Below are 17821 nucleotides of genomic sequence, written 5' to 3'. Positions count from 1 at the left end.
ACGAGACAACCCCCACAGTCTTCATGGAAGCGATTCTCGACGATTTTCGCGCGGCCATTCGCGCGGCCAACGAAACCCGTATGCCATTGCGGCTGCGCGGCGGCGGCAGCAAGGACTTCTATGGTCAGGCGCTGACTGGCAACGTGCTCGACACCACCGCCTACCGGGGCATCGTTGACTACGATCCGGCCGAACTCGTGATCACCGCGCGCTGCGGCACGCCGCTGACGGAGATCGAGGCCGCCCTGGCCGACTGCCGGCAGATGCTCGCCTTCGAACCGCCCCACTTCTGCGCGCCCGGCCTCGCCACGCTCGGTGGCGCCGTGGCGGCCGGACTGTCTGGCCCGCGCCGGCAATCGGCAGGCGCGCTGCGCGACTTCGTGCTCGGCGCACAGTTGATGGACGGCCATGGCGAGGTGATGAGCTTCGGCGGACAGGTCATGAAGAACGTCGCGGGCTATGACGTGTCGCGCCTGCTCGCCGGGTCGCTCGGCACGCTGGGCATCGTGCTGGAGGTATCCCTGAAGGTCATGCCCGTGCCGTTCGGCGACGCCACGCTGCGCTTTGAGGTGTCGCAGGAAGAGGCCCTCGACCGCCTGAATACATGGGGCGGGCAGCCGCTGCCACTGGCCGCATCCGCATGGCACGACGGCGTGTTGCATGTGCGCCTGTCCGGCGCCACCGCCGCGATCCGTTCCGCCTGCGAGAAACTCGGCGGCGAACGCGTGCACGAGGCCGAGGCCGTCGCGCTGTGGCACAGCCTGCGCGAGCAATCTCATGACTTCTTTGCTCCCGCGTTCGCGCCTCAGTCCGCCACCCCATCCGGACCGATGGGGGCGGCGCTCTGGCGCATCGCCACGCCGACCACGGCGCCCGTGCTGCCGCTGCCCGGCGCGCAACTCGTCGAATGGGGCGGCGGCCAGCGCTGGTGGCTCGCGCCCGCCGAGGCCGATGACAGCGCCGCAGAGGCCGTACGCGCGGCCGCGCGGGCCGTCGGCGGCCATGCGACGCTGTTCCGCAACGGCGACAAGGACGTGGGCGTGTTCACGCCGCTCGCATCGCCGCTGATGGCCATCCATCAACGGCTCAAGGCCACGTTCGATCCCGCCGGCATCTTCAATCCGCAACGCATGTATCCCGGTCTCTGAACCGCTACGCCAAGGTCCTCACCATGCAAACCACCCTGGCCGAATTCCTGCGCAACACGCCCGAGGGCGAGGAAGCCAAATCGATCGTCGGCAAATGCGTGCACTGCGGTTTCTGCACGGCCACCTGCCCCACGTACCAGCTGCTCGGCGACGAACTCGACGGCCCGCGCGGCCGCATCTACCTGATGAAGCAGATGCTGGAAGGTCAGCCCGTGACCGAATCCACGCGCCTGCACCTCGATCGCTGCCTGACCTGCCGCAACTGCGAATCCACATGCCCGTCCGGCGTGCGCTATGGCCGCCTCGTGGATATCGGCCGCAAGGTCGTCGATGACGTACTCGCCGATGCCGGCATCGAGCGCCCCGCGAACGAGCGCTTCAAACGATGGGCCCTGCGCGAAAGTCTCACGCGCCCAGCGCTGTTCCGTCCCGCGCTGCGTATGGGCCAGCTCGTGCGCCCGTTCCTGCCGCGGACGCTGCGTAACAAGGTTCCGGCTGCCGAGAAGATGGCCGCGCCGGGCAAGTGGCCCACGACCGCGCATGCGCGCAAGATGCTGCTGCTGGAAGGCTGCGTGCAGCCGGCGATGTCGCCCAACATCAATCCCGCCACGGCGCGCGTGCTGGACCGTCTTGGCGTGCAGACCGTGGTTGCGCGCGAAGCGGGCTGCTGTGGCGCCATCCGGTTCCATACCGGCGATCACGCAGGCGGCCTCGACAACATGCGCGCCAATATCGACGCCTGGTGGCCATACATCCAGGAGGGCGTGGAAGCGATCGTGATGAATGCGTCGGGATGCGGCGCGATGGTGAAGGACTACGGCCATCTGCTGCGTGACGACCCTGCCTATGCCGAGCGCGCGGCGCGCGTGTCGGCGCTCACGCGAGACATCTCGGAAATTCTGCCCGCGTTCTCGGACGAGCTGCATCGGCTCGCCGGCGCGGTGCCGCGCAGCAGCCGCCGTATCGCATGGCATCCGCCGTGCACGCTGCAACACGGCCAGCAAATCCGCGGCAAGGTGGAGAGCCTGCTCACGGGCCTCGGCATCGAGGTCAAGCTCTGCGCCGACAATCATCTGTGCTGCGGCTCGGCCGGCACGTACTCGGTGCTGCAGCCCGAGCTGTCCTATCGGTTACGCGACGACAAGCTGGCCAAGCTGCAAGCGACATCGCCGGAGACCATCGTGTCCGCCAACATCGGTTGCATCACGCATCTGCAAAGCGGCACGGATACACCGGTCATGCACTGGGTGGAGCTGGTCGATCGGATGCTTGGGTGACACGAACCCCAGCGCGTCAGGCGCCGGGGTCCGCGAGCAGCGTCTCGATATCGCCGCGGATGTCCTCGGGCTTGGTGGTCGGAGCGTAGCGCTTGAAGACGGTGCCGTCCCGGCGCACGAGGAACTTTGTGAAGTTCCACTTGATGGCCTGCGTGCCGAGCACGCCGGGTTTCTCGACCGTCAGCCAGCGATAGAGCGGATGCGCCTCGGCGCCATTGACATCGATCTTGGCGAACAGCGGAAACGTGACCTGGAAGCGCGACTCGCAGAACGCGCCGATCTGCGCCGCGTCGCCGGGCTCCTGCTTGCCGAACTGGTTGCATGGAAAGCCCAGCACTTCGAAGCCGCGCTCGCCGTACACGTCATGCAGCGTTTGCAGGCCCGTGTATTGGGGCGTGAAGCCGCATTCACTGGCGGTGTTGACGATCAGCAGGACCTTGCCGCGGAATGCCGAGAGCGAGACGGGCTCGCCCGTCAGCGCGTTCGCCTCGAACTGGTAGACGTTACGAATATCGTTGCTCATGGGGCTGGCTCCTGGAAAGGAGCCGCCAGCATACCGCATTGATCAGATCACGTTGAGGTGTTCCGTGCCCGCGGCGATATCGGTATCGCGATGCCGCTTGCTGCGGAGCTTGATCATGAGCCGCAAGTCGTTGAGCGAGTCCGCGTTCTTGAGCGCATCCTCGTAGGAGATCTTCTCCGCCTCGTAGAGTTCGAACAGCGCCTGGTCGAACGAGATCATGCCCTGCTCGCGCGATTTCTTGATGACTTCCTTGAGCTCGTGGATCTCTCCCTTGAAGATCAGGTCCGCCACCATCGGGGTGCCGATCATGATTTCCACGGCGGGCACGCGGCCCTTCTGCCCCGCGCGCGGCAGCAGCCGCTGCGAGATCATCGCCTTGAGGTTCAGCGACAGGTCGATCAGCAGCTGCTGGCGCTTTTCCTCGGGGAAGAAGTTGACGATGCGGTCGATCGCCTGGTTCGCATTGTTGGCGTGCAGCGTGGCCAGGCACAGGTGGCCCGTTTCCGCGTACTGCATCGCGTATTCCATCGTGTCGCGATCGCGGATTTCGCCGATCAGGATCACGTCGGGCGCCTGCCGCAGCGTGTTCTTCAGCGCCACATGCCACGACTCGGTATCGATGCCCACTTCCCGCTGCGTGACGATGCAGTTCTGATGGGCGTGCACGTATTCGATCGGGTCTTCGATCGTGATGATGTGGCCGTACGAATGTGCGTTGCGGTAGTCGAGCATCGCCGCGAGCGACGTCGACTTGCCCGAGCCCGTCGCGCCCGTCACGATCACGAGGCCGCGCTTGGCCATCACGATGTCGTGCAGCGACGGCGGCAGGTCGAGGTCCTCCACGGACGGGATGCGTGTGTTGATCGTTCGCACGACCATGCCCGCCTTGCCCTGCTGCACGAAGGCCGACACGCGGAAACGGCCCGCATTCGGCGCCGTGATCGCGAAGTTGCACTCGCTCGAGTTGTCGAACTCCTGCATCTGCCGCTCGTTCATGATCGAACGCACGAGGCCGAGCGCCTGCGCCGGATTGAGCGGCTGCTGCGAGACGGGCGTGATCTTGCCATCGACCTTGATGGCCGGCGGGAAATCGGACGTGATGAACAGGTCCGAGCCGCGGTTGTTGACCATCAGTTCCAGCAGGTCGTTGATGTACTTGGAAGCGGAATCTCGATCGAGCATGGCCATGCCCTCCTCAGCCCATGAAGGCGTCGGGGTTCTTCGCAATCGCCCGCGCGTCGTTGTAGTTGATCATGCCGCGCTTGATCAGGTCCGACAGGCACTGGTCGAGCGTCTGCATGCCGAGCCCGCTGCTCGTCTGCATCATCGAATACATCTGCGCGATCTTGTTCTCGCGGATCAGGTGGCGGATGGCGGGCGTCGCGATCATGATCTCGTGCGCCGCCGTCCGGCCATTGCCGTCGCGCGTCTTCAACAGCGTCTGCGAGATCACCGCCTCCAGCGATTCCGACAACATCGTGCGGACCATGTCCTTTTCCTCGGGCGGAAACACGTCCACGACCCGGTCGATCGTCTTGGCGGCGGAGCTCGTGTGCAGCGTCGCGAAGACCAGGTGGCCCGTTTCCGCGGCGGTCAGCGCCAGGCGGATGGTTTCGAGGTCGCGCAATTCGCCAACGAGGATCACGTCCGGATCCTCGCGCAGCGCGGAGCGCAGCGCATTGGAGAACGAATGCGTGTGCGGACCCAGCTCGCGCTGGTTGATGAGGCTCTTCTTCGAGCTGTGCACAAATTCGATCGGGTCCTCGACCGTGAGGATGTGACCCATATCGTTGTCGTTGCGGTGATCGACCATCGCCGCGAGCGTCGTCGACTTGCCCGAGCCGGTCGGCCCCGTCACGAGCACGAGACCGCGCGGTTTCATGCACAGGTCCGCGAAGACCGCGGGCGCGTGCAGGTCGTCGAGCGTAAGCACCTTCGAGGGAATGGTTCGGAATACCGCCGCCGCGCCGCGCTGCGTGTTGTACGCATTGACGCGGAAACGCGAGAGGCCGCCGATCTCGAACGAGAAGTCGACCTCGAGCCGTTCTTCATAGGATTTGCGCTGCGAGTCGCTCATGATGTCGTACACCATGGCGTGGACATCCTTGTGCCCCATTGCCGCAACGTTGATACGACGCATGTCGCCGTGGATACGCACCATCGGCGGCATGTCTGCCGAGAGGTGGAGATCGGACGCCTTGTTCTTGACGGCGAAAGCCAATAGCTGCGCGATGTCCATCTATAATGACCCCACCCAAAAATTACGACTTGTTGTTGTGTACTACTTTGGTATGTTCGCCGGATTATGTCTGTAATCGCCGCCAACTTGCAAGCCGTGACAAATCGCATCGCGGCGGCCACACAACAGGCTGGCAGAGACCCCTCGCAGGTCAAGCTGCTGGCCGTTTCCAAGACCGTTTCGCCTGCTGACGTACGGGCCGCCTTCAACGCCGGACAAACCGCTTTCGGCGAGAATTACGTCCAGGAAGGGCTGGACAAGATTGCCGCGCTGGACGATTTACGCGCCCGCCTGCAATGGCATTTCATCGGCCCCCTGCAAAGTAACAAGACGCGCCCCGTCGCCGAGCAATTCGACTGGGTGCATGCCATCGACCGGCTGAAGATCGCGCAACGGCTTTCCGACCAGCGTCCGGACGGTCTGCCGCCGCTGCACGTCTGCCTGCAGGTCAATATCAGCGGCGAGGACAGCAAGAGCGGCGTCGCGCCGGACGAGGTCCTCGCGCTCGCGCGCGAAGTCGCCGGCCTGCCCCGGCTCCGCCTGCGCGGGCTGATGGCGATTCCCGAACCCGAGGAGGATCCCGATGCGCAACGCCGCCCGTTTGCGGCGATGCGCGCGTTGCTCGGCACGCTGCGCCAGGCCGGGCTCGATGTGGACACGCTCTCGATGGGCATGTCGGGCGATATGGACGCCGCGATCGCCGAGGGTGCCACGATGGTGCGCATCGGCACGGCGATCTTTGGCGCGCGCGCCGCGAAGAACTGACACCGGCGCGGGCATCGCCGCCCGCCCGCCAACTTTTACCAAGGACCAGACAGCATGCTCGACACCCTCACCTTCGGCTTCCTCGGCGGCGGCAACATGGCGTCCGCGCTGATCGGCGGGCTGATCGCGCGCGGCGTGCCGGCCTCCGCGATCCGCGTGGTCGATCCGTTCGCCGATGCGCGCGAGCGCCTCACGCGCGTCTTCGGTGTGCAGACGCTGGAGACGCCCGATGCGGCATTCGGCGGCAGCGACGTGCTGGTGCTTGCCATCAAGCCGCAACAATTCCGTGAAGCCGCGGCGCAACTCGCCCCGCATATGGCCGCGCGTCAGGGCGGCGGCGGCCTCGTGATCAGCGTGGCGGCCGGCATCCGCCTGGAGGACATGCAACGCTGGTTTGGCGGTCACAAGCGGCTGGTCCGCGCGATGCCCAACACGCCGGCGCTTGCGGGCATGGGCATGACGGGTCTGGCCGCCGTGGACGGCCTCTCCGCGCGGGACCGCGAGATCGCGACCGCCGTGGCGGAAGCCGTTGGGCAGTGCGTGTGGGTCGAGGGCGATGCCCAGATCGATGCGGTCACCGCGATCTCGGGCAGCGGCCCGGCCTACGTGTTCTATTTCATCGAAGCGATGGAGCGCGCGGCGACCGAACTCGGCCTGTCCGCCGAACAGGGCCGCAAGCTGGCGGTGGAAACTTTCCGCGGCGCCGCGACACTCGCCGGCGAGTCCACGGAGCCCGTGGCGACGCTGCGCGAGCGCGTCACGTCGAAGGGCGGCACCACGTATGCGGCGTTGACGACGATGGATGCGGGCGGCATCGCGGACGCGTTCGTCCGCGCGATGCATGCGGCTGCCGCGCGCGGCAGGGAAATGGGCGCGGAGTTCGGTCGGGATTAAGCGTGATTCCGGCGCTTATTTAAGAGCGTAGGCCAGCGCGGTGCCCGCAAAGAGGCAGGCACCGAGCCAGTTGTTATGGCGAAACGCGGTCATGCACCGCATGCGGTCGCGCCCGCGAATCAGCGTGTAGTGATAGATCGCGCAGCCCACCGCGGCGAGCACGCCAAGCTGATACGGCCAGCCGAGCGACAGTTCCACGCCGACCCACGCCATCGTGATCAGGAACACCGCGTAGCAAAGCATGATCGCGGCCACGTCGTAACGGCCGAACGTGATCGCCGACGTCTTGATGCCGATCAGCAGGTCATCGTCGCGATCGACCATCGCGTAGGCCGTGTCGTAGGCCACCGACCAGAACGCGTTGGCGGCCAGCATGATCCACGCCACGGGCGGCACCGAACCCTGTACGGCCGCGTAGGCCATCGGCATGCCAAACCCGAATGCGATGCCGAGGTACGCCTGCGGAATCGCAAAGAAACGCTTGAAGAACGGATAGCTGCCCGCGAGCACCACCGCGATCACCGACAGCCATTTGGTCAGCGCGTTGAGGGGCTGGATCAGCGCGAACGCCACGAGCGCGAGCGCGGCGGCGATGGCCAGCGCTTCCCATCCCGCGATGAGGCCGGCCGTCAGCGGACGCTCCTTCGTGCGCTTGACGTGCTTGTCGAAGTCGCGATCGGCCCAGTCGTTCATCGCGCAGCCCGCCGAACGCATCAGAAACGTGCCAAGGAAGAAGATCGCGAAGATGCCCATGTCCGGCACGCCGTCCGAGGCCATCCACAGCGCCCACAGCGTCGGCCACAGCAGCAGCAACGTGCCGATGGGCTTGTCGATGCGGATCAGGCGGGCATAGAGCGCGAGGCGGCTGGGCTGATGGGGGGCGGCGGCGGGTTGGGACATATGAATTCGGGAGGCGAAAGAAAAAACGCGCCCCGGCATTGTAAGCCGGGGCGCGTTTCATGACATCCGCGCGCGGACGCGCTTCAGCCCATCAGGCCAGCATTGCGCGCAGCATCCATGCGGTCTTTTCGTGCGTCTGCATGCGTTGCGTCAGCAGGTCGGCCGAGGGCTCGTCGCCGGCCGCGTCGATCGCGGGGAACAGCGAGCGCGCGGTGCGCACGACGGCTTCCTGGCCTTCGACCAGCTTGCGGATCATCTCGGTGGCTTCAGGCACGCCATCTTCCTCGGGAATCGACGACAGCTTCGCGTACTCCTTGTACGTGCCCGGCGCCGGGTAGCCCAGCGCGCGAATGCGCTCGGCGATGGCGTCCACGGCCAGGGCCAGTTCCGTGTACTGCGTCTCGAACATCAGATGCAGCGTGTTGAACATGGGACCCGTCACGTTCCAGTGAAAGTTGTGGGTCTTGAGGTAGAGGGTGTACGTGTCCGCGAGCAGCTTCGACAGCCCTTCAGCGATCTTCTTGCGGTCCTTGTCGGAAATACCGATGTTCACGCTCATCTCGTTTTTCTTTGCCATGGTAGGTCAGCTCCGTTCGGTCAAATGCGAGTCATGCCACAAGGAGATTCTTCCTCGCGGGGTTGATCCATTATCGCATTGGATGTTGCACACACACCACTATCCGCCGGTACTAACCGTGGGTGGGTGTCAGGTAGCCAGTGCCGCGAACGCGCGGGCGGCGTCCAGGAACATCGCCATCGCGCCCAGCGCAACGACGGCCATGCCGATTTCCTTGCGGTGGAGCTTGAGGCGGAGCCGCGCGGCTTCCTGCGCGCGCGGGGCCTGGGCCGCGTCCTGGCGGAGCGTGGCGTATTCCTGCATGAATTGCCTGACCATGATGACTTCCCCTATCTGTTACGCAATGCGATGGCATCGATGAGGGAAGTGTACATAACACTATCGACAGTCAGAATTTGATTATTTCTAACTATCGAATAGTCATGGGCTATGCAGCGACCGGCTCCTCCAGCGCGCTATCCGAGATGCGACGAATCCCCGGCAGGTCGCAAGCGGCCACTGCAGTGGCGAGCGCTTCCATCGCGGGGAGGCGTGTGAAGCTCTTGCGCCACGCCAGCACCACGCGGCGATCCGGTACGGGATCGGCGAACGGAACATAAGCGAGCATGTCGTTACGCGGCTTGAGGTCCGGCACCGAGGTCCGCGGCAGCACCGTGATGCCGACGCCGCTTGCGACCATATGGCGAATGGTCTCGAGCGACGAGCCTTCGAAGGTCTTCTGGATACCGTCCGCCGCCTGCGAGAAGCGCGACAGCTCCGGGCAGACGCCCAGCACATGGTCACGGAAGCAATGCCCGCTGCCGAGCAACAGCATGGTCTGCTGTTTGAGCTCGTCCGGATCGACCTGGTTCTGCTGGGCCAGTTGGTGGCCACGCGGCACGGCGACGACGAACGGCTCGTCGTAGAGCGGCCGCACCGTCAGGCCGGAGTCGGGGAACGGCTCCGCCATGATCGCGCAGTCGATCTCGCCCTGCTTGAGCAGTTCGATAAGCTTGTTCGTGTAGTTTTCCTGCAGCATCAGCGGCATCTGCGGAACGGTCTCGATCATCTGCTTGACCAGCATGGGCAGAAGATACGGCCCGATCGTGTAGATCACCCCCACGCGTAGGGGCCCGGCCAGCGGATCCTTGCCCTGCTTGGCAATTTCGCGGATCGCCATGGTCTGCTCCAGCACGCGCTGGGCCTGCGCCACGATCTGCTCGCCAATCGCGGTCACCGAGACTTCCGATGTGCCACGCTCGAAGATCTGAACGTTCAGCTCGTCCTCGAGTTTCTTGATCGCCACCGAGAGGGTCGGCTGCGACACGAAGCACGCTTCCGCCGCGCGCCCGAAGTGGCGTTCGCGAGCGACGGCGACGATGTACTTGAGTTCGGTGAGCGTCATGACTTATCAGGTTCGGTTAAGCGATAGATTTTAGCTTCTATTGCCGCCGCTGTCAGACCCGCGCGCGAAAGTCCTTCCCGCATCACATGGATCAGGCCTTCAGGAAATGCTCGCGGCCGCCCAGCCAGCGCGTCAGATGCGCCTCCACGGCCTCGGGAAAGTGCGCCAGCATGGCCTCGGCCGCTTCCTGCGCGTATTCCACGAGCCATGCATCGGTTTCGAGGTCGGCGAACCGCAGCATCGCTTCGCCGGACTGCCGCGCGCCGAGAAATTCACCGGGACCGCGAATCTGCAGGTCGCGCCGCGCGATCTCGAAGCCGTCCGTGGTTTCGCGCATCGTCGCCAGCCGCTCGCGCGCCGTGGGGGACAGCGGCGCCTGGTACATCAGCAGGCAGACGGACTCCGCGGTGCCGCGTCCGACACGGCCGCGCAACTGGTGCAGCTGCGCCAGACCGAAGCGCTCGGCGTGCTCGATCACCATGAGCGAGGCATTGGGCACATCCACACCGACTTCGATCACCGTCGTCGCCACGAGCACCTGCAACCGGCCCGCGCTGAAGTCGTCCATCACGGCCGCCTTCTCGGCGGGCGGCAGGCGGCCATGGACGAGCCCCACGCGCAAGTCCGGCAGCGCCGCAACGAGCGTTTCATACGTCTCTACCGCGGTTTGCAACTGGAGCGCCTCGCTTTCCTCGATCAGCGGGCACACCCAGTAGACCTGCCGGCCTTCCGCGGCGGCATGATGGACGCGGTCGATCACCTCGTCGCGGCGCGCGTCGTTGACGAGCCGCGTGACGATCGGCGTGCGGCCCGGCGGCAGTTCGTCGATCACGGACACGTCGAGATCCGCGTAGTACGTCATGGCGAGCGTCCGCGGGATCGGCGTGGCGGACATCATCAGCTGGTGCGGCACACGTTCGTCGGCGACGGCGCTCGCCTCGGTCTCCGAAGCCTTGCCACGCAGCGCCAGCCGCTGCGCCACGCCAAAGCGGTGCTGCTCGTCGACGACCGACAGGCCGAGCCGCGCGAACCGCACGGTGTCCTGGATCAGCGCGTGCGTACCGATGACGAGCTGCGCCTCGCCCGATTCCACGCGCGCGGCGGCCTCGCGCTTCTCGCGCGCCTTGAGGCTGCCCGCCAGCCAGACGACGGGCACGCCGAGCGGCGCGAGCCACGCCGAGAGCTTGCGGTAGTGCTGTTCCGCGAGGATCTCGGTGGGCGCCATCAGCGCGGCCTGATAACCCGCGTCGATCGCCTGGCACGCGGCCAGCGCGGCCACCACGGTCTTGCCGCTGCCGACGTCGCCCTGCAGCAGCCGGTGCATGGGATGCGGCCGCGTCATGTCCGCGGCAATCTCTTCCACCACGCGCTGCTGCGCGCCCGTCAGCCCGAACGGCAGCGCGCCAAGGAAGCGCGTCAGCAGCTTGCCCTGCACGCGCGGCATGGAGGGCGCGGTCTTTTCGCGCCGCGCCGCCTGCGAGCGGCGGAGCGAGATCTGCTGGGCCAGCAGTTCGTCGAACTTGATGCGTTGCCATGCCGGGTGCGACCGGTCGGCGAGCGCGGCCTCGCTCTCGCCCTGCGGCGGGTTGTGCAGCAGCCGCAGGCATTCCGCGAGCGGCGCGAGCCGGAGCCTGGCGAGCGGGCCGCGCAGCAACGGCTGCGGCAGCGTCTCGGGCATCGGCGTCCGTTGCAGCGCGCCGCCGATGGCCTTGCGCAGGTAGGCCTGCGAAATGCCCGCCGTGGCCGGATACACTGGCGTCAGGCGGTCCGGCAGCCCCTCGCCTTCCGCCACGGGCCGCACGGTGGGGTGGACCATTTCCGCCCCGAAGAAACCGCCGCGCACGTCGCCGCGCACGCGAAGGCGCGCGCCTTCGGCCATCTGCTTGGTCTGGCTGCCATAGAAGTTGAGGAAACGCAGCGTGAGCTCGCCCGTTTCGTCGGCGATCTTGACCACGAGCTGGCGGCGCGGCCGGAACGTGACCTCGTTGGAGGTCACCACCCCTTCGACCTGCGCCGCCATGCCCGCGCCCGCGCGCGCGATGGCGTCGCGGATCGTCAGAATCGACGTCTCGTCCTCGTAGCGCATCGGCAGATGCAGCACGAGGTCCACGCTGCGGCGCAGCCCGAGCTTGGCCAGCCGCGCGGCGGCAGTGGACGGCTTGGCGGCCGCCTTTGGCTTCGGGCTGGCTTCCTGCGTCGGTTCGGCGGCGTCGGTGGCGGCGGGCATCGAGAGCGGATACGGGGGTGTATGTACAATGTCGGACCCGCCGATTGTACCCATGCCGCCTGCGGCACTCCCGTCCTCCATGCCGACGTCCCTGACGCTTTCCGACTTCGATTTCCCGCTGCCGCCCGAACTGATCGCGCAGTCCGCCCTGCCCGACCGCAGCGCCAGCCGGCTGCTCGTGGTCGACCGGACCGCGCCCGAAGACACGGCCGAGGCCGTGCGCATGCTCGATCGCGCGTTCAGCGACATCGTCGAATACCTGCGTCCGGACGATCTGCTCGTCTTCAACGACACGCGCGTGATCAAGGCGCGTTTCTTCGGGCAGAAGCCCAGCGGCGGCAAGGTGGAGGTGCTCGTCGAGCGCGTGGTGGACACTGATACGGTGCTCGCGCAGGTCCGCGCCTCCAAGACGCCCGCCGAGGGCAGCGCGCTGGAACTGGCCGATGGCGCCTTCACGGTGACCGTGGGCCCGCGCGTCGATCAGTTCTTCACGCTGCGCTTTCCCGCGCCCGCGCTGGACCTGATCGAGCAGTATGGCCGGCTGCCGCTACCGCCGTACATCACGCACGACCCCGACGCCTACGACGAGTCGCGTTACCAGACCGTCTACGCACGGAATCCCGGCGCGGTGGCCGCCCCGACGGCGGGCCTGCACTTCGACGACGCGCTGTTCGCGCGGCTGGACGCGCATGGCGTGCGCCGCGCGTTTCTGACGCTGCATGTCGGCGCGGGCACGTTCCAGCCCGTGCGTACCGAGAATCTCGCCGAACACAAGATGCACGCCGAGTGGTACGCCATCTCCGAGGAACTCGCGCAGGCCGTGCGGGAGACGCGCGCGCGCGGCGGCCGCGTGATCGCCGTGGGGACCACCTCGCTGCGCGCGCTGGAGGCCGCCACGGCCGAAGACGGCACCCTCGCGGCCGGCAGCGGCGATACGGACATCTTCATCACGCCCGGCTACCGCTTCCGCATGATCGACGCGCTGATCACCAATTTCCACCTGCCGAAGTCGACGCTGTTGATGCTGGTCTCCGCGCTCGCCGGCGTGGAAGCGATCCGCGCCGCCTACCGCCACGCGGTGGACGCGCGCTACCGCTTTTTCAGCTACGGCGACGCGATGCTGCTGACCCGCCGGCCCTGAAGGCCCCGATACACGGATTCCCCCATGCTCAATTTCGAACTGATCACGACCGACGGCGCCGCGCGGCGCGGCCGCGTCACCCTGAACCACGGCGTCGTGGAGACGCCGATCTTCATGCCCGTGGGCACCTATGGCTCGGTCAAGGCGATGTCGCCGCTCGAGCTCAACGAGATCGGCGCGCAGATCATCCTCGGCAACACGTTCCACCTGTGGCTGCGCCCGGGACTCGACGTCGTCGGCGCGCATGACGGCCTGCATCGCTTCATCGGCTGGGACAAGCCGATCCTGACCGACTCGGGCGGCTTCCAGGTGTTCTCGCTCGGCGACCTGCGGAAGATCACCGAGGAAGGCGTCACGTTCGCGTCGCCAATCAACGGCGACAAGCTGTTCCTGTCCCCAGAGATCTCGATGCAGATCCAGCGCACGCTGAACTCGGACATCGTGATGCAGTTCGACGAATGCACGCCGTACGAGATCGACGGCCGCCCCGCCACGCACGAAGAGGCCGCGCGCTCCATGCGCATGAGCCTGCGTTGGGCCAGGCGCTCCCGCGACGAATTCGATGGCGGCAAGCTCGGCCCCAACCCCAACGCGCTGTTCGGGATCGTGCAGGGCGGGATGTTCGAGGACCTGCGCGACGAGTCGCTCGCCGGGCTGTCCGACCTCGACTTCCACGGCTATGCGATCGGCGGCCTGTCGGTCGGCGAGCCGAAGGAAGACATGATGCGCGTGCTCGCGCACGTGGGGCCGCGCCTGCCCGCGAACAAGCCGCACTACCTGATGGGCGTGGGCACGCCGGAGGACCTCGTGGCGGGCGTGGCGGCCGGCGTGGACATGTTCGACTGCGTGATGCCGACGCGCAACGCGCGCAACGGCTGGCTGTTCACACGCTTCGGCGACGTCAAGATCCGCAACGCGGTCCACCGCAGCGACCAGCGCCCGCTCGACGAGCAATGCGGCTGCTACACGTGCCGCAACTTCTCGCGCGCGTACCTGCACCACCTGTACCGCCTGGGCGAGATCCTGGGCGCGCGCCTGAACACGATTCACAACCTCTATTACTACCTCGAACTGATGGCCGAAATGCGCGAAGCCATCGAGGAGCACCGCTTCGAGGCGTTCCGCCGCCGCTTCGCCGAGGATCGCGCGCGCGGCACGCAATAGCGCGAACTTTTCGGTGCCCCGCTGTCGAATCCGGGGGCCCAAACAAACCCGCAAATCGCCCTAGAATGCACTAGCGGGACATAGACCGGGTGATAGAATGCCCGATTCCCTGATTGATATTTGTGACGGAGAAGTAACGTGCTGATTTCGAACGCCTTTGCCCAGACTGCCAGCGCCGGTGGCGCGGCAGGTGGCCTGATGAGCTTCCTGCCCATCATCCTGATGTTCGCGGTTCTGTGGTTCATCATGATCCGCCCGCAGATGAAGCGTCAGAAGGAATCCAAGGCGATGCTGGAAGCACTGGCGAAGAACGACGAAGTCGTGACGGCTGGCGGCATCCTCGGTCGCGTCACCAAGGTGAACGAAAACTACGTGACGCTGGAAATCTCGGAAGGTACCGAGATCACGGTCCAGAAGAACGCCGTCACCACGGTGCTGCCCAAGGGTTCGCTGAAGTCGCTCTGAGCGGCGCGTCTTCCCCGGCAAACCAAACCGGCGTGCGTTGACGTTTCGTCGTCACACGCACGCCCCCGCAGCCGCCTGTACCAGCCAGATGGGTCCGCGAGGTCCCGTCAGGACTGCCAGGCGGCTGTTTGCCAACCGGTCCGGCCACGCCGCGCCGCTTTCCGCGGCGGCCCCGGCGGGCCCGATCGCAACGACTGGCCAAAGATGAATCGTTATCCGCTTTGGAAATACATCGTGATCCTGGTGGCGCTTGCCATCGGCATCATCTACACGCTGCCGAACTTCTTCGGCGAGGCCCCCGCGGTCCAGGTTTCCTCGGGCAAGGCCACGGTCAAGGTCGACCTGTCCATGCAGAAACGCGTGGAGGACGTGCTGGCGCAGAGCCAGCTGCAGCCGGACGGCGTGTTCTTCGACGTCGCGGGCTCCGGCTCGATCAAGGCGCGCTTCCGCACCACCGACGATCAGCTGAAGGCCAAGGACGTTCTGTCGCACGCGCTGAACCCGGACGCGAACGACCCGACCTACGTGGTTGCGCTGAACCTGCTGTCGGGCTCGCCGCAATGGCTGACCTCGCTGCATGCGCTGCCGATGTACCTGGGCCTGGATCTGCGCGGCGGCGTGCACTTCCTGCTGCAGGTGGACATGAAAGGCGCCGTCGACAAGAAGCTCGACAGCCTCTCCGGCGACGCGCGCACGCTGCTGCGTGACAAGAACATCCGCCACGGTGGCATCGAGCGCGATGGCGAGCGCCTGACCGTGCGCTTCAGCAACGCCGCCGACGCCGACCGCGCGCGCGGCCTGCTCGCGGACAACCTGCGCGAACTGGCGTTCACGAACGACGGCAACAACATCGTCGGCACGTTCACGGAAGCCGCGCGCCGCGCCGTGCAGGACGCCGCCGTCAAGCAGAACATCACCACGCTGCACAACCGGGTGAACGAACTCGGCGTGGCCGAGCCCGTGATCCAGCAACAGGGCGCGGACCGCATCGTCGTGCAGCTGCCCGGCGTGCAGGACACCGCGAAGGCCAAGGACATCATCGGCCGGACCGCGACGCTCGAGGCCCGCCTGGCGGATCCGGACGCGCCGCGCAACCCGCGTCCGGGCGACCCCGTGCCGTTCGGCGACGAGCTGTTCACGCAGGGCAACGGCGCGCCGGTCATCCTGCGCAAGCAGGTGATCTTCACCGGCGACCGCATCGAGAGCGCCTCCGCGGGCTTCGACCAGAACCAGCGTCCGTCGGTCAATATCAAGCTGGACGCCCAGGGCGGCCGCGTGCTGCGCGACGTGTCGCGCGAGAACATCGGCAAGCCGATGGGCATCGTGCTGTTCGAAAAGGGCAAGGGCGAAGTGCTGACCGTGGCGACGATCCAGTCCGAACTGGGCTCGAGCTTCCAGATCACGGGTTCCTACTCCACCGAAGCCGCGAACGACCTCGCGCTGCTGCTGCGCGCCGGCTCGCTGGCCGCGCCGATGGACATCATCGAGGAACGCACGATCGGCCCGTCGCTCGGCGCCGACAACATCCAGAAGGGCTTCGACTCCGTCGCCTACGGCTTCGGCGCAATGGCCGTGTTCATGGTGCTGTACTACATGCTGTTCGGCGTGTTCTCCGTCGCCGCGCTGGCCGTCAACCTGCTGCTGCTGATCGCGGTGCTGTCGATGCTGCAGGCCACGCTGACGCTGCCCGGCATCGCCGCTATCGCGCTGGTGCTCGGCATGGCCATCGATGCGAACGTGCTGATCAACGAACGGATCCGGGAAGAACTGCGTGCCGGCGCTTCGCCGCAGATGGCTATCTCGATCGGTTTCGACCGCGCGTGGGCCACGATTCTCGACTCCAACGTCACCACGCTGATCGCGGGCCTCGCGCTGCTCGCATTCGGCTCGGGCCCTGTGCGCGGCTTCGCCGTCGTGCACTGCCTGGGTATTCTCACGTCGATGTTCTCGGCGGTCTTCTTCAACCGCGGTCTCGTGAACCTCTGGTACGGGCGCAAGAAGAAGCTGCAAAGCGTGTCGATCGGCCAGATCTGGAAGCCGGGCGCGGAAACTCCCGCCACCAAGCCGGCCGCCAAGCCGCCCGCAGCCAAGTAAGCGGACACCGAGGACAACATCATGGAATTCTTCCGCATCAAGCGCGACATTCCGTTCATGAAGCACGCGTTGGTCTTCAACGTGGTGTCCTTCCTGACGTTTGCCGCAGCCGTCTTCTTCCTCTTCCACAAGGGCCTGCACCTGTCGATCGAATTCACGGGCGGTACCGTGATGGAGGTCAACTATCAGCAGGCGGCCAACCTGGAGCAGATTCGCGGCCAGGTCGGCAAGCTCGGTTATACCGACGTGCAGGTGCAGAACTTCGGCACCTCGCGCGACGTGATGATCCGCCTGCCGGTGCAGAAGGGCCCGGACGGCAAGCCCGTCAGCTCGGCGCAGCAGAGCCAGCAGGTCATGACCTCGCTGCAGGCCGCCACGCCCGACGTCAAGCTCCAGCGCGTCGAGTTCGTCGGCCCGCAGGTGGGCAAGGAACTCGCCACCGACGGTCTGCTCGCCCTGCTCTGCGTGGTGATCGGTATCGTGATCTACCTGTCGTTCCGCTTCGAATGGAAATTCGCGGTCGCGGGCATCATCGCGAACCTGCACGACGTGGTGATCATCCTGGGCTTCTTCGCGTTCTTCCAGTGGGAATTCTCGCTGTCGGTGCTCGCGGCGATTCTCGCGGTGCTCGGCTACTCCGTGAACGAGTCGGTCGTGATCTTCGACCGGATTCGCGAGAACTTCCGGAAGTACCGCAAGATGACGACGCACGAGATCATCGACAACGCGATTACGAGCACGATCTCGCGGACCATCATCACCCACGGCTCGACCGAAATGATGGTGCTGTCGATGTTCTTCTTCGGCGGCCCCACGCTGCACTACTTCGCGCTCGCGCTGACGGTCGGTATCCTGTTCGGTATCTACTCGTCGGTGTTCGTGGCCGCGGCCCTCGCGATGTGGCTCGGCGTCAAGCGCGAGGACCTCGTCAAGGGCGAGAAGAAGGGTGGCGAGAATTCGGATCGGAACGATCCGAACTTTGGAGCACAGGCCTAGCGCACAGGCCTGACGGTCGGTGCCCAC

17 protein-coding genes are annotated in these 17821 nt (G+C 66.0%); 9 read left to right on the top strand and 8 right to left on the bottom strand.

Annotated features, from left to right (window positions below; genetic code table 11):
• Window positions 1–23 precede the first annotated feature (23 nt).
• Window positions 24–1148 carry a glycolate oxidase subunit GlcE gene (gene glcE, locus KHP16_RS15525; protein ID WP_121490531.1) on the top strand — a complete coding sequence of 375 codons (1125 nt, stop codon included), beginning with the start codon at window positions 24–26 and terminating at the stop codon, window positions 1146–1148.
• Between the two features lie 23 nt (window positions 1149–1171).
• On the top strand, window positions 1172–2425 hold the full coding sequence (gene glcF, locus KHP16_RS15520; RefSeq protein ID WP_109580162.1) for a glycolate oxidase subunit GlcF: 1254 nt from the start codon (window positions 1172–1174) through the stop codon (window positions 2423–2425).
• A 16-nt stretch (window positions 2426–2441) separates the two neighbouring features.
• Here glcF and KHP16_RS15515 read toward each other — a convergent pair whose 3' ends face one another.
• The 3 genes from KHP16_RS15515 to KHP16_RS15505 are packed head-to-tail and all read right to left on the bottom strand — an operon-like array spanning window position 2442 to window position 5187.
• Window positions 2442–2936: a glutathione peroxidase gene (locus KHP16_RS15515; RefSeq protein WP_280528141.1), complete on the bottom strand. Its 495-nt coding sequence runs from the start codon at window positions 2934–2936 to the stop codon at window positions 2442–2444.
• Between the two features lie 54 nt (window positions 2937–2990).
• Entirely contained in the window at window positions 2991–4130 is a 1140-nt protein-coding gene (locus KHP16_RS15510; RefSeq protein ID WP_115952933.1) for a PilT/PilU family type 4a pilus ATPase, read from the bottom strand.
• 13 nt (window positions 4131–4143) lie between these two features.
• The gene (locus KHP16_RS15505) at window positions 4144–5187 is read right to left on the bottom strand and encodes a type IV pilus twitching motility protein PilT (RefSeq protein WP_109580161.1); all 1044 of its coding nucleotides are present in this window, start codon (window positions 5185–5187) and stop codon (window positions 4144–4146) included.
• Between the two features lie 66 nt (window positions 5188–5253).
• Here KHP16_RS15505 and KHP16_RS15500 point away from each other — a divergent pair, with 66 nt between their 5' ends.
• On the top strand, window positions 5254–5952 hold the full coding sequence (locus KHP16_RS15500; protein WP_211960633.1) for a YggS family pyridoxal phosphate-dependent enzyme: 699 nt from the start codon (window positions 5254–5256) through the stop codon (window positions 5950–5952).
• Between the two features lie 54 nt (window positions 5953–6006).
• The gene (gene proC, locus KHP16_RS15495; protein WP_211960632.1) at window positions 6007–6846 is read left to right on the top strand and encodes a pyrroline-5-carboxylate reductase; all 840 of its coding nucleotides are present in this window, start codon (window positions 6007–6009) and stop codon (window positions 6844–6846) included.
• Window positions 6847–6861: 15 nt separating this feature from the next.
• Here proC and ubiA read toward each other — a convergent pair whose 3' ends face one another.
• The 5 genes from ubiA to recG all read right to left on the bottom strand — a co-directional run bounded on the left by ubiA (window position 6862) and on the right by recG (window position 11934).
• Window positions 6862–7746, bottom strand: a complete 885-nt coding sequence (ubiA, locus tag KHP16_RS15490; RefSeq protein ID WP_109580158.1) for a 4-hydroxybenzoate octaprenyltransferase — start codon at window positions 7744–7746, stop codon at window positions 6862–6864.
• A 91-nt stretch (window positions 7747–7837) separates the two neighbouring features.
• Window positions 7838–8323, bottom strand: coding sequence for a Dps family protein (locus KHP16_RS15485; protein ID WP_109580157.1), 486 nt, complete (start codon window positions 8321–8323; stop codon window positions 7838–7840).
• A 129-nt stretch (window positions 8324–8452) separates the two neighbouring features.
• Window positions 8453–8641 (bottom strand): hypothetical protein, encoded by a 189-nt coding sequence (locus tag KHP16_RS15480; RefSeq protein WP_109580156.1) that lies wholly within the window; start codon window positions 8639–8641, stop codon window positions 8453–8455.
• A 109-nt stretch (window positions 8642–8750) separates the two neighbouring features.
• A complete protein-coding gene (locus KHP16_RS15475; RefSeq protein WP_115952760.1) occupies window positions 8751–9707 on the bottom strand; it encodes a LysR substrate-binding domain-containing protein in 957 nt (318 codons plus the stop codon).
• Between the two features lie 91 nt (window positions 9708–9798).
• Window positions 9799–11934, bottom strand: a complete 2136-nt coding sequence (gene recG / locus KHP16_RS15470) for an ATP-dependent DNA helicase RecG (RefSeq protein WP_211960631.1) — start codon at window positions 11932–11934, stop codon at window positions 9799–9801.
• 79 nt (window positions 11935–12013) lie between these two features.
• Between recG and queA the strand changes: the two genes are divergently transcribed.
• From queA to secF, 5 genes are all read left to right on the top strand, one after another.
• The gene (gene queA, locus KHP16_RS15465) at window positions 12014–13075 is read left to right on the top strand and encodes a tRNA preQ1(34) S-adenosylmethionine ribosyltransferase-isomerase QueA (RefSeq protein ID WP_211960630.1); all 1062 of its coding nucleotides are present in this window, start codon (window positions 12014–12016) and stop codon (window positions 13073–13075) included.
• 24 nt (window positions 13076–13099) lie between these two features.
• Window positions 13100–14239, top strand: a complete 1140-nt coding sequence (tgt, locus tag KHP16_RS15460) for a tRNA guanosine(34) transglycosylase Tgt (protein ID WP_109580153.1) — start codon at window positions 13100–13102, stop codon at window positions 14237–14239.
• 138 nt (window positions 14240–14377) lie between these two features.
• Window positions 14378–14704, top strand: a complete 327-nt coding sequence (yajC, locus tag KHP16_RS15455; protein ID WP_109580152.1) for a preprotein translocase subunit YajC — start codon at window positions 14378–14380, stop codon at window positions 14702–14704.
• A 204-nt stretch (window positions 14705–14908) separates the two neighbouring features.
• The gene (secD, locus tag KHP16_RS15450; protein WP_109580151.1) at window positions 14909–16798 is read left to right on the top strand and encodes a protein translocase subunit SecD; all 1890 of its coding nucleotides are present in this window, start codon (window positions 14909–14911) and stop codon (window positions 16796–16798) included.
• A 21-nt stretch (window positions 16799–16819) separates the two neighbouring features.
• Complete coding sequence (gene secF, locus KHP16_RS15445; RefSeq protein ID WP_109580150.1) at window positions 16820–17794, top strand: protein translocase subunit SecF; 975 nt, start codon at window positions 16820–16822, stop codon at window positions 17792–17794.
• Window positions 17795–17821: the final 27 nt, after the last annotated feature.

The sequence above is a fragment of the Cupriavidus plantarum genome (assembly GCF_905397285.1).
In the GTDB taxonomy this organism is placed as follows: domain Bacteria; phylum Pseudomonadota; class Gammaproteobacteria; order Burkholderiales; family Burkholderiaceae; genus Cupriavidus; species Cupriavidus plantarum.
This window is presented reverse-complemented; position numbering and strand designations above follow the sequence as displayed.